This window comes from Limosilactobacillus gastricus PS3, from assembly GCF_000247775.1.
Classification (GTDB): Bacteria; Bacillota; Bacilli; order Lactobacillales; family Lactobacillaceae; genus Limosilactobacillus; species Limosilactobacillus gastricus_A.
The window spans coordinates 19067-30466 of the sequence record NZ_AICN01000064.1 but is presented as its reverse complement, the minus strand read 5'-3'; the positions used below and the strand labels follow the sequence as shown (position 1 = coordinate 30466).

Below are 11400 nucleotides of genomic sequence, written 5' to 3'. Positions count from 1 at the left end.
TAATCAGTTTTCTAGCAGCTTTTAGGGAACACACGTTTTCCTTCCGTGCTACCATACAGGTAAAAGCTAACGGAAATGATGAAAATGTTTTTTGATGATGAACCGCATGGCGTGTTTTTCTTAATTGATAACAAGTCCTTTTATGCTAGTTGCGAGGCCGTTGCCCGGGGGCTAAATCCCTTAAAAGTCCCGTTAGTGGTCCTTAGTGAAGCTAAAAATACTAATGGCGGGCTCATTTTAGCCATGTCCCCTAAAGTTTCCCAATTTCATATTTTATTCCTTCCATCCAGAAACAACGACTTTACCAACCATATGCCCACTTTCCACTAAACTATGTGCTTTCCGAAGATTAGTTGCATTTAAAGGAGAAAGGGAATGTGTTAGAGTACACTTTAATTGGCCATTATCAAGAAAATATGCAATTTTTTCTAAAATATCATGTTGGGTTTGCATATCATTTGTATGATAGTAAGACTTGGTATACATCCATTCCCAAGCAAAGATTGCTTTCTTTTGAGTTAATAAACGTAGATTGATAGGTCGCCTATTTTCGGTAATCGAAGCAATAGCTCCCTCAGGCTTAATTAACTCACACATTTCTTTCCAATGATTGTCAATATCTTTTAACTCTAAAATATAATCTACAAATTTATAACCAAGTTCTCTGACTTCGTCGACTAAATTATTCCTGTGGTTTACAGTGTATTTAGCACCATGACTTCTGACCCAATTGATACTTTCGGGACGTGAAGCAGTGGCAATTACGGTTAGTCCTGCATTTGCAGCTAATTGTGTTGCAACTGATCCTACTCCACCAGCACCATTAATGATCAAAATGGTTTTATCTTTATTACTTTGACTATTAGAGGACACTGACAGTTGTTCAAATAGCGCTTCATAAGCTGTCAATGAAGTCAGAGGCATTGCGGCTGCTTCATCGTCGCTTAAGGATTTAGGTGCATGTCCAACAATTCGTTCATCTACTAACTGATATTCACTATTACTTCCTGGACGTTTAAAGGAACCGGCATAATATACCCGATCTCCGGGGTTAAATAGAGATACTTGATTACCCACTTTTTTTACAATTCCACATGCGTCCCATCCAATAACTTTTGGAGTTGTAAGTTTGCCGTGCCCGCCACGTCGTACACCAACATCAACTGGATTAACGGATACAGCATTAACTTTGACGAGCAAATCGTGCCCTTTAGGTACTGGAACACTTTCTTCAAATTCGAATAAGCTTCTAGAATCGTTAATGTTTAAATGTTGAGTAAATCCGATAGCTTTCATAGTGAGTCCTCTTTTCTATTGTTCTATAACTTACAAATAGTAACTTGTTATATAAGACATACAAGAAGAGAATTTAAATTATCTATGTAACAATTATTTCCCTAATAGCCACAAAGAATAAATTAATTTATAATTAAAACATTTAGTTTTTTTAAGAAGGAGTGTTGGGCTTGCAAAGACATATTTTTAACTGTAGTAATGGTTGTCCTGTTGAAAGCACCTTACAAATAATTTCAGGTAAATGGAAAAGTGTAATTTTGTATCATCTTATAAAAAATAAAGTATGTAGATTTAGTGAATTGCAAAAAAAAATGCCGAATTGCTCTCGTAGGATGTTATCGCTACAACTTAATGAGTTAGAGACGGACAAGATTATCGAAAAAAAGATATATCCAGTGATTCCTCCTAAAACAGAATATAGAATGACTAGGTTTGGTGAGACACTGACGCCAATTATTCTAGAAATGGACAAATGGGGGCAAACTTACAACTCCATAAACTCTGAGGATAGTAACTAAAAATGCCATATGTTAAATTAGTTAGCGTCTTATCCGGTAAAATAACGGCTTTTAGTTGGGAAACGCTTTCTTCTAGAGTTAGAATAACATTAGCACTAATGATTTATCGAGGGATTTATATATTTATTTTCAATGTACACTAGCAGATGGGGTGGAAAATATGTTTCAAGATGTCAATGCCTTTTTTACGGCGTTTGGGGCTAGCGTTGTCGTCCCGGTGATGATTTTTATCATCGCCCTTTTCTTAAAGGTTCAACCCAAAATGGCAATGATGAGCGCCTTTTACGCCGGGGTGGGGCTGACGGGTTTTGGTTGGATCATTTCAGAATTCACACCGGTGGTCACTAAGATTATTAAGCAGATGGTGAGTACTACCGGAATTAAACTCCCGGTGGTCGATATTGGCTGGCAAGCCGGGTCTCTAGCTAGCTTTGGGTCAACTGTAGGCCTGGCTTTCTTTGTGTTCGGGCTTCTGTTTGAATTGCTGATCTTTGCCTTGGGAATCACTAAAGTCTTTATGGCCTCTAACTTATGGAACAACTTTGGTTTCATGATTTGGGGGACGATGGCCTACTATGTTACCCACAACTTTTGGCTGTCGATGGGGTTGTCCTTTTTTATGCTCCTGTATTCCTTAGTGTTGGCGGAAGTTCAGGCAGATCGATGGTCAGATTACTATGGGGTCAAAAACGCTACGGTGGCGGCCTCACATAACATTGAGCAGACCATCCCGGCAATTTTCTTGGATCCACTGTGGAATCTACTCGGCTTCAACAGGGTTAAGGTGACTCCGGAATACTTTAAGAATAAGTTAGGCGTGTTTGGGGAACCGACGACCTTAGGGGCGTTGTTAGGGTTAATTATCGGTATCCTAGGGAATCTCCATAGTTTAGGAACTATCAAAGCGTGGGGACAAATCCTCCAGTTTGCCGTGCAGCTAGCTGCCGTAATGACAATTTTCCCGCTGGTGACCGGAGTCTTTGCCAAAGCCTTCGCGCCATTGGCTGAAGAGATTGACAAGAATCGCAAAAAGGAAGTGGCTGAGCAAGGAAAAGAAATCGATGCTATTCACGATAAAAAACGGTGGTTCCTTGGTGTTGATGATGGGGTTGGTTACGGGGAGCCAGCTACAATCATTGCCGGGGTGATTCTAATACCGATTATGGTGGTAATCGCCTTCATCTTACCGGGGAATCGGGTTCTACCGGTAGTTGATTTAATATCGTTGCCCTTCATGGTTGAATCGATCGTCGCCGTTACTCGTGGCAATATTTTAAAGGTGATTGCCAACGGAATTGTTTGGTTCTCATTGGGGCTGTACGCCTCCAGTTGGTTAGGAACTATCTACACCGGTACGGTTTCTCACTATGGGGTGGCGATTCCAGCCGGGGTAGTCTTGATTACTAGCTTCAATCTAATTGCCCGGCCGGTAAACGCCCTTATATTCGCGGCCTTTATTTCCCAGAATCCGGTTTGGGTTGGGCTGTGTATCGTTATCTACTTGGTAGCGTTGTATGGGCTTCGCCGGTATCGACCACAAATTTGGTCTTATTTGAACCGGATGGCGGAAAAGAATGCAAAATAAGATTATGACGCTTCAAAATTACCTGAATAGTAACATTTCGAAGCATTATAGTTATATTATTTACCTGGGCCTAGAATAAAAAGTGTACAAGTTAAATAGAGACTCTGATTTAGTATAATTAAGTAAGTAAATTGGAGGATCAGATAATGACAAAGAATTTAAGGAACAGGCAGTTCAGTACTACTTGGACAACAAGGATCACCTGTCTGTTAACGAAATGAGTAAGAATTTAGGTATTGGCGCTAGCACATTACATAAATGGATTAAGCTATTCACTGAGGCTGAGGAGATTGGTCGTGGGTCAGGTAACTTTGTCAGTGACAAGGAAATTGCCCGGCTGAAGCGTCAACTTCGTGACGCCGAAGGAGCAATCGAAGTTCTAAAAAAATCAATCGGGATTCTGAGCAAGTAACCACCGAAAAGGTATATCAAGAAATGGACGTCCAGCACGCTTCAGAATCCCGTCCTTCCATCAACGGCATGTGTGATTATGTTGGAATCTCAAGAAGTGGTTATTATCAGCGCGAAACGCGTCGTAACCACCAATCACCAAGAAAGCTTCGTAAGAAGTTTATTCAAGGTGAAATTAAGGCTATATGGCTAAAGAGCCTATATATTTATGGTGCCGGCAAAATCACTCAGGAGCTTCGCTCAAAAGGATATAAGATAGCTGAACGAACCGTTGGTAAGTATATGCGCGAACTAGGAATTCATGCCATTTACCTAACCCCTTGGGCGACAACTACTCGTAATTCCAAGTTTGATAAGCAACTAATAAACATTTTGAACGAGCGGTTTAACCCTTTGCGACCAAACACCGTTTGGTGCATTGACACCACTTATATTCCGATTCATGACGGATTTGTTTATTTAACCAGCATTATGGGCCTGTACTCTCGACGGATTATCGGTTGGGACTTATCTGAAACCCTGGAGGTATCGAATGTCATCCCACTTGTAGAAAAAACTAAGCACGGTCGCCATATAAGCAAGCCATTAATCATGCATAGTGATCGTGGTAGTCAATTTACGTCTGAAGCCTACAACTAAGTAACAGCTAACATGACGTTAAGTTATTCAAAGAAGGCTTATCCGTGGAATAATGCCTGCATTGAGTCGTTTCATGTCTTGATTAAGCGTGAATGGTTAAATCGATTTAAAATTCATTCATACTCAGAAGCAAAACGACTAGTTTTTCAGTACATTGAAACGTTTTACAACACGGTAAGAATTCACAGTCATTGTGGATTCAAATCGCCAAAGCAACTTGAAGATGAGTTCCAAGCTCAAATTCAAAAATCAGCTGCCGCATAGAAAAAAGTCTCTATTTAAGTTGTCTATTTTATTGATAGGGAATCAGACCAAGGTTTAATATAACAAAAGGCGTTGTGCAGGCTTTTTCGTTGTCGATACAGCACCTTTGTTATATCATTAGGAACATTCATTGAACAACTACGCTAATACTAGTAACTGAATTGTTAATGATTGGTGAAGATATTTAAGGGTGTTAAGTGAAAGTACTTATGTTGTAAAATAAGAACCCTACCGCAGTTATAGCTGGTGATTGTTCGACGCCTACCAGGTCGGTATAGTAAAGCGATAACTAAGGTAATCCTGGACCTCAACGAACGGGAGAGCTGCGAGATTCGACTGCTGGCTAGTTTCCCCGCACAGGCGGTGAAAAATACAGACAATCGGTTAGTTAGACAATGCAGAATCGGTTTTTTAGAAAGGACTAGACATTATTATGGGGAAGAAGAATTATCGCTTAAAAGAGGAAAAGTATCGGGAACAGGTTACGCGTTACTCGCTTAGGAAACTTAGCATTGGAGTAGCGTCAGTTGCCCTGTTTTCTTTTGTATTGAGTTCGCCTCAAGCCCACGCCGCAACCTCTTCGGAAAGTAATACTAGCAATGCTGCCGGTGTTCAAACCAGCGGGACTAGTGCGTCGTCTTTGGCTTCTATGGATGATGTCAGGGTCGCCGGCAATCGGGCAAGTGATGGTAACTTAATTGATAAGACGACCACCACGACAACCACGAAGGATAGCCAAGGGACAACGACCGGAACGTTAGATCCCAAAACCAATTTATCCACCAATGATCAAGCGGCGTCCCTTGATTCAGAAGTTAATAAGGCCAATGCTGCCGGCGTAAAGACGACCCAGACCGCCGACCAAACGTATGACGATGTTCAAGCGGCTGGTGATGACTACGCTAACCAAATTAACAATCTTAACAAGACAACCAGTGATTATAAGCAAGCTGTTCAAGCCTTCCAGGATTCACTGAAGAAATACAACGACACGGTTAATAGCTACCAGATTGCTAAGCAAGAATATGAACAGGCGTTAGCAAAGTACAATCAGGAGCAAGCGGAATACCAGCGCTACAAAGAAAGAAATGCTCAAAACCTTGCTGACTTTAAGAACGATAGTAATTTAACCGATGTTTCCCAAACCACTACGAGCAGTAATGGGAATGAAGAAACGGTAACTAGCGCGACGGTTAAATTACCAACCGAACTGGAGAAGGCTATTAAGGAAGCTCAGCAGCTGGGCATGACTGTTAACCAGAACGATTCATCCGAAGCTGATAGTAGTGCTGATGCTTTGAGCAAGTACGCCACGATGACAGAGGCGATCAATAAGGCAATCACTGAATACCAGCAGGCACTTAGTAACTATGAAGCGCAAATGGCCGTCTACGCTGATCAGAAAAAGAAGTGGGATGAAGAGGACAAGGCCTTTAAGGAATATCAAAAACAAGCCGCGGAATCGCAAGGGGCCGGGGCAGTAGTGGCCGCGCAAGGCCTGGTTTTTGAACAGCAAAAGGATGCGACGATGACGATTGAAGGGGCCGATACCTACATGACGAAGGAAGTATCGGATCAGCTTAATAGCAAAGACGTCATTAGCCGTTTTGATAAAGCAGCTCTTGATGCCATGCAGGATGCCAGTGGCAATAAAACAGCTTACCAGCAAAACAATCCTCATGGAGAAGCCGAGAATACTTGGATCGTCTTAAAAAAGGGCCAGCCGGTGACCGTCACCTACCACAACCTTACCGGGGCGACGTACAATGGGAAGCCGATTGATCATGTCGTTTATAAGTATGAACTGGAGAGCTCATCTGACGGCACAGATGAAGTCATGGCTCAGATTATGCACGACCCAACCGAAACCATCTGGGTGGGAAGCAACTCCACCGACCCTAATAATCATTTACGAGTTAAGATGACAATCGCCTTCTATGGTAGCGACGGTAATAAGTTTGATACCTCAGACGGGAAGGCCGTTTTGAGCTTAGCATCCTTGAACCACTACACGACCATTCCATACATTAGCGATAGTGGGCAGTCAGAAACCATTCAGATGAACCACCTGGAAAGGGTTAACATTGGTAATAATGAATTTGTGGGCATTCCTGGTTCGTCAGTAACCCCTAATGAGAATGGCTGGGTTTACTCGGTCAATAGTAACCAAAGGATTTCCGAAGGCGCAAAGTTTGATGCTGATGATATGCACGGATATGTAAATAAGCAGACGGGCGAAACCTTCTACACTTCTGATTCAGACATTACCAATAATAAATATATCTTAGCCCATGGCGGGGCCCAGAATTGGGTTGCGGCGTCGAAAACCGTTGGATGGGATGATGTGCCAAGCGCCAACGACGGCAAGTGGCCGGTAAATAAGTACTACGGGGCTGGGGCGATGAAGCTAACCGGGGACTATATTGAATTTGATGTCAGCGGTAATACGCCAGACTTTAACACCTCTTACTGGTTTAACATCAATTCATCGATTGCCGTTCCGCAAGATCCTGGTAATCCACCGGTACAACCTGTTAAGCCAACTGCGAATGTTGAATACAACCAGCTCACGGTTTCGAAATCGGAAACTGTTAAATCGCCAACCGCACCGAAACCAGAATTTGACCATGAGAAGCCGGGTGAAAAACCGCAGGCTCCCGAGGTTCCAAGTGCTGAGTGGCATTTAGCCAAGGTAGTAAAGGTTGCTAAAGAGACGGTACCAGATAAACCAGCAGAGCCAAATAAGCCTGCGGAACCAAGCAAGCCAACTGAGCCGACCAAACCGACGGAGCTAAATAAAACACCTGAACCAACAAAGCCTAGTCCTGTAAAGGCAGTACGGCATACCGAAACTCAACCAACTAATGAAAAACGCCTTCCTCAAACTGGGGACGAGAAAGATACCAAGCAAAGGGTGCTGGGGACGATTTTGTTAGCCATGGTTTCGTTCTTGGGATTCACTCAGCTAGCTTCTTTTTTCAAAAAGAGATCCTGAGAAGGTTAACTCCATCAAATTAACACAGTTACAAGTTAAATTTTAGTGGCTGGGGAAAGCTCTGAGAGTGTCAATAATTTTGTGTAAATTGGAAAAGCCTTCCAAAGTATGTTAAATTTAGTTGAACATTGAGCTAAAGTGTCACGACAGGATTGAAAAAGATGCCACCTCAGAAGAAGACGGTAAGCTTAAGTTTGTGAAATGATAAATTCGCGGAATTTAATTTACACCAACATTTTGGACTTGACCGTAAAAACTATGAAAAAAACAGGTAATGGATCATCAATGGGTATGATGTTAATTGGACTAGTGACGTTATTGCTAAGCTTAGGTTTAGTAGTTATAAGTAGATTTACTATTTGATCATGATTGAATGATCGTAAGCACTCCACAACGAACCGGGTTGAATCTTAACCATTGATGGTATCTCAGATCCCCGGGTTCAAACAAAAATAGGGTCTCCGTCAACTGGTATTGATGGACCTGTACACCACTCCTAATGCTGGGAGTGGTGTTTTTTAATTTCTATGCAAATATACAATCAATTCGTTTGAAGAAGTATTCAATGTTTGAGAAACCATAACAGCCACGTTTAAGGGACTTTATCTTACGATTAATACCTTCCAGCGGTCCATTGGAGTATTCAAATTTAATACTGTTCTTAATGAACCTCCGGTTCTTCTTAAAGGTATTAATGCAGGTATCAAGTTCTGTATGGGTTGATTGATAAGAATTGATGGTTTCATCCAGTAAATCCATGTTTTTTTCTTTGATCGACATAACGATATTCTGATAGGTGTCGTATATCTCACCAAAATCCCTATATTTTTCAGTAATGAGATCTACGGCATTTTGAGGCGTCATATACTCATTAATTCCTCTTAGATACACTGGTTTAGCTGTTTCTAACTCCTTAGCGTTTTTATGGAATAATTTCCACTGGGATTTTAGTATTTTGAATTCACGACTCTGATAATCAAGGGATTTTTGTAATTTTATCCGTTCTCGATCTAAAGATCGACCTACTAATTGGACAATATGGAAACGATCAATGATGATTTCCGCATTAGGGAAAAGTCGATAAATAAACGATTGATACTGGGCGTTCAGGTCAATTACAACCGTTTCAACTCGTTGCCGTTCTTCAACTGAATATCTGTTTTCAAAGTATTCAATAATCGATGATAATAAGCGGTCATTTAATTTGGCGACAATTTCATGAGTTTCACTATCGCAACAGATGAACGACATTGCATGTCCTGCAGATCGGAACTCATCAAACGACAGATGTTTAGGGAGCACGGCTAACCGATATTGTTTAGGAACGTATTCATAAACGGTTCTTCTAACACTGCTCGTTGAGCAGTGACAAATTTTTGAAATCTGTGTTTCAGTATTACCATCACGAATGAACATCATAGCTTGATTTTTTTATGGCACGGGATAGAGTATGATTAAATTCAACAATATCTGTCTTCGCGCCGAACGTTGTACAACAATGCTTACAGTAGAAACGTTGTTTCCAAAGTTCTAGTTCATATCGTATTCCATTAAGACTGGCTAGCCTTACGTGTGCTTTTCTAAATCCGTTCTTAACAACCTGTTTGAATCCGCAATTAGCACAGTGATTAACAGGATAGGTAAGCTTTGAAGTAATTCTACAAATCGATTCACGGTTAATATGTTCGTTAGTCACGTTTAGAACAGTAATGTTTGGGTCTTTAATTCCAAGCACTTCTAAGGTAAAATCAGTTTGGGACATTTTTCCTACCAACTTTCTATTAATTGTGGTGATTGATTGTAAATTTGGCAAAGGACAGAATGTCCTTTTTCTATGCATAAATTGTACAAAAAAATCTGGCATTGATGTAAATCAATACCAGAAATTCTAGACCCCAAAAATAGCGGGCGACCAACGCAGTTTTCTGCGTTAGTCGCCCGCTTTTGGTTTCTCTATTAAACACGACACGTGGCCTCAATATCTGGCGTGTTACGTTGCGTGTAAACCGTTAGTAATGGTTAAAAATACTTAAAGACGTCCAGTTTATTTAATTTTACCATTTGTACAATCCCAAACCAGATCGTATTAGCCTTTGCGCCTGCCGTTGGTTTTGTGAACAGGCTTATTCTTTCGCACCAGCGTGGTAGAGTGGATCTGTTGCTCATCGTGGTTATTGTGTAAAGGTAGATCACAATGCTCAAAGATCTGGTAACCCCGGTCCTTTAGATTAAGGGCATTGTTAATCACATTGCGTAATAATTTTAACGGTGATTTCTTGATTGTTTCCTCGATTAACTAGTCGGCTTTGTGTTTCTAGGGCGTTAGCTTTTCACAACCGGGGTCTTAAAAAGATCATTCAAGGCTTCAGACATTGTTGGATGAGTATAGATCATGTCGCGTAATCTTTCGTAAGGTAATTTGGCCTTCATTGCCAATGCAATTAGATTGATGGTTTCATGAGCCTCAGTGGCATACAATGTTGCCCCTAAAATAAGGTGTGTTTTTTGATCAACGATTACCTTATAAAGCCCGCGTTGATCCTCCAAGACCCGGGCCTTTGGAATCGCCTTGACTGATAGCTTGAAGGTTTGTAAATCATAACCTGCACTCTTAGCTTGACGTTCATTTAAGCCAACGTTGGCCAGTGGTGGATTTAGGAACGAAGCAGTCGGTATCACCATTCGATCGGCCGTTGAGCGATTCCCCTTACCAAACAATTGATCTATGATAATACGAAAATCATCTAATGAGACATAAGTGAACATAGGGCCACCATTAACGTCACCTAAAGCCCAAATGTTTTGTACTGTAGTTCTTAAATGATCATCGACCTGAATAGCACCGCGATTGGTTAAAGCAATATCAGTATTTTCTAGTCCTAAACTACTTACATTAGGCCACCGACCGACTGCAACTAACACCGCATCAAATTCCGCAGTGTTGGTTTGATCACCTTGTTGATAATATAATGTAACCTTCTCACCATTATCTTTTACTTGCGTTAGTTGAGTCTCCAGTTTAATCTCGATCCCTGCGTTAGTCAGATCTGTTACGACCTCGGTCGCAATATCAGGATCTTCGCGCTCTAACAATCTGGTATGTTGGTCGAAAATCGTTACATGTGTACCAAAGGAATTAAACATTCCAGCAAATTCAAGGCCAATATAACCGCCACCAATAATTGCTAGTCGTTTCGGTTGTTTCTTCAATTCCATAGCTTCTTTAGACGTAAAAATCCGCTGACTAAATTCTAACCCAGGGATTGATGGCCAATTTGGAACTGCTCCAGTATTAATAAAGATACGTTCACCTCTCACCTTCTTAGTCGTTCCATCACTCATTACGACTGCCAAAACATAATTGTCGATAAAACGGGCTGCCCCATCCCAAACCGTTGCTAGTGGCTCATCAGCCACCATGTGATAGTTTTTGTTTCGCAACTGTCTAGTCATCTCACCACGCTTATTAACTGCTGTAGTGAAGTCCACGCCACGTTGGCCATTAAAGATTAAATTTTTAGATGGTAGGCAGCCAACATTGATGCAAGTTCCTCCGTACATTTGTTTAGACCGTTCGATCAGAAGCACGGTCTCATCATGCTGCGCCAAGTACTTAGCTAATGTCTTACCCGCCTTACCAAATCCAATAATAATATTTTTAAATTTATCCATTGTTTTACCAGCCTTTTACT

Annotated in this window: 9 protein-coding genes and 3 pseudogenes; 8 read left to right on the top strand and 4 right to left on the bottom strand. The window is 41.3% G+C overall.

The features are described from left to right. Positions 1 to 84 precede the first annotated feature (84 nt). Positions 85 to 309: pseudogene (locus tag PS3_RS10175) on the top strand (hypothetical protein); the annotation flags it as partial. Here PS3_RS10175 and PS3_RS07440 read toward each other — a convergent pair. Beyond that, the gene (locus PS3_RS07440) at positions 274 to 1296 is read right to left on the bottom strand and encodes a zinc-binding alcohol dehydrogenase family protein (RefSeq protein ID WP_040468621.1); all 1023 of its coding nucleotides are present in this window, start codon (positions 1294 to 1296) and stop codon (positions 274 to 276) included. The pseudogene PS3_RS10175 and the gene PS3_RS07440 sit on opposite strands and share 36 nt — an antisense overlap. Before the next feature lie 170 nt (positions 1297 to 1466). On the opposite strand from PS3_RS07440, the gene PS3_RS07435 reads away from it, so the two are divergent. The 7 genes and pseudogenes from PS3_RS07435 to PS3_RS10885 form a co-directional block, all read left to right on the top strand. Further along, a complete protein-coding gene (locus PS3_RS07435) occupies positions 1467 to 1814 on the top strand; it encodes a winged helix-turn-helix transcriptional regulator (RefSeq protein ID WP_040468620.1) in 348 nt (115 codons plus the stop codon). A gap of 160 nt (positions 1815 to 1974) precedes the next feature. Continuing rightward, positions 1975 to 3399 (top strand): PTS galactitol transporter subunit IIC, encoded by a 1425-nt coding sequence (locus PS3_RS07430; protein ID WP_007122534.1) that lies wholly within the window; start codon positions 1975 to 1977, stop codon positions 3397 to 3399. Between the two features lie 130 nt (positions 3400 to 3529). Continuing rightward, the gene (locus tag PS3_RS07425) at positions 3530 to 3811 is read left to right on the top strand and encodes a transposase (RefSeq protein ID WP_040468619.1); all 282 of its coding nucleotides are present in this window, start codon (positions 3530 to 3532) and stop codon (positions 3809 to 3811) included. A gap of 23 nt (positions 3812 to 3834) precedes the next feature. Then, positions 3835 to 4449, top strand: coding sequence for an IS3 family transposase (locus tag PS3_RS07420; RefSeq protein ID WP_459560688.1), 615 nt, complete (start codon positions 3835 to 3837; stop codon positions 4447 to 4449). A 12-nt stretch (positions 4450 to 4461) separates the two neighbouring features. Next, positions 4462 to 4713, top strand: coding sequence for an integrase core domain-containing protein (locus PS3_RS10905; RefSeq protein ID WP_459560687.1), 252 nt, complete (start codon positions 4462 to 4464; stop codon positions 4711 to 4713). Between the two features lie 433 nt (positions 4714 to 5146). After that, entirely contained in the window at positions 5147 to 7708 is a 2562-nt protein-coding gene (locus PS3_RS07415) for a GbpC/Spa domain-containing protein (RefSeq protein WP_040468618.1), read from the top strand. A 258-nt stretch (positions 7709 to 7966) separates the two neighbouring features. Beyond that, a pseudogene (locus PS3_RS10885) lies at positions 7967 to 8071 on the top strand (LPXTG cell wall anchor domain-containing protein); the annotation flags it as partial. Between the two features lie 162 nt (positions 8072 to 8233). Here PS3_RS10885 and PS3_RS09945 read toward each other — a convergent pair. The 3 genes and pseudogenes from PS3_RS09945 to PS3_RS07405 all read right to left on the bottom strand — a co-directional run bounded on the left by PS3_RS09945 (position 8234) and on the right by PS3_RS07405 (position 11380). Continuing rightward, a pseudogene (locus PS3_RS09945) lies at positions 8234 to 9470 on the bottom strand (ISL3 family transposase). A gap of 324 nt (positions 9471 to 9794) precedes the next feature. After that, the gene (locus tag PS3_RS10880; RefSeq protein WP_141566751.1) at positions 9795 to 9989 is read right to left on the bottom strand and encodes an IS66 family transposase; all 195 of its coding nucleotides are present in this window, start codon (positions 9987 to 9989) and stop codon (positions 9795 to 9797) included. 41 nt (positions 9990 to 10030) lie between these two features. Then, positions 10031 to 11380, bottom strand: coding sequence for an FAD-dependent oxidoreductase (locus PS3_RS07405; RefSeq protein ID WP_007122533.1), 1350 nt, complete (start codon positions 11378 to 11380; stop codon positions 10031 to 10033). Positions 11381 to 11400 lie beyond the last annotated feature (20 nt).

Excerpts from the sequence above, each read along its gene's own strand:
- PS3_RS07430 (WP_007122534.1), top strand. The coding sequence starts at position 1,975 with ATGTTTCAAGATGTCAATGCCTTTTTTACGGCGTTTGGGGCTAGCGTT.
- PS3_RS07420 (WP_459560688.1), top strand. The coding sequence starts at position 3,835 with ATGGACGTCCAGCACGCTTCAGAATCCCGTCCTTCCATCAACGGCATG.
- PS3_RS07440 (WP_040468621.1), bottom strand. The coding sequence starts at position 1,296 with ATGAAAGCTATCGGATTTACTCAACATTTAAACATTAACGATTCTAGA.
- PS3_RS10905 (WP_459560687.1), top strand. The coding sequence starts at position 4,462 with ATGACGTTAAGTTATTCAAAGAAGGCTTATCCGTGGAATAATGCCTGC.
- PS3_RS07405 (WP_007122533.1), bottom strand. The coding sequence starts at position 11,380 with ATGGATAAATTTAAAAATATTATTATTGGATTTGGTAAGGCGGGTAAG.
- PS3_RS07415 (WP_040468618.1), top strand. The coding sequence starts at position 5,147 with ATGGGGAAGAAGAATTATCGCTTAAAAGAGGAAAAGTATCGGGAACAG.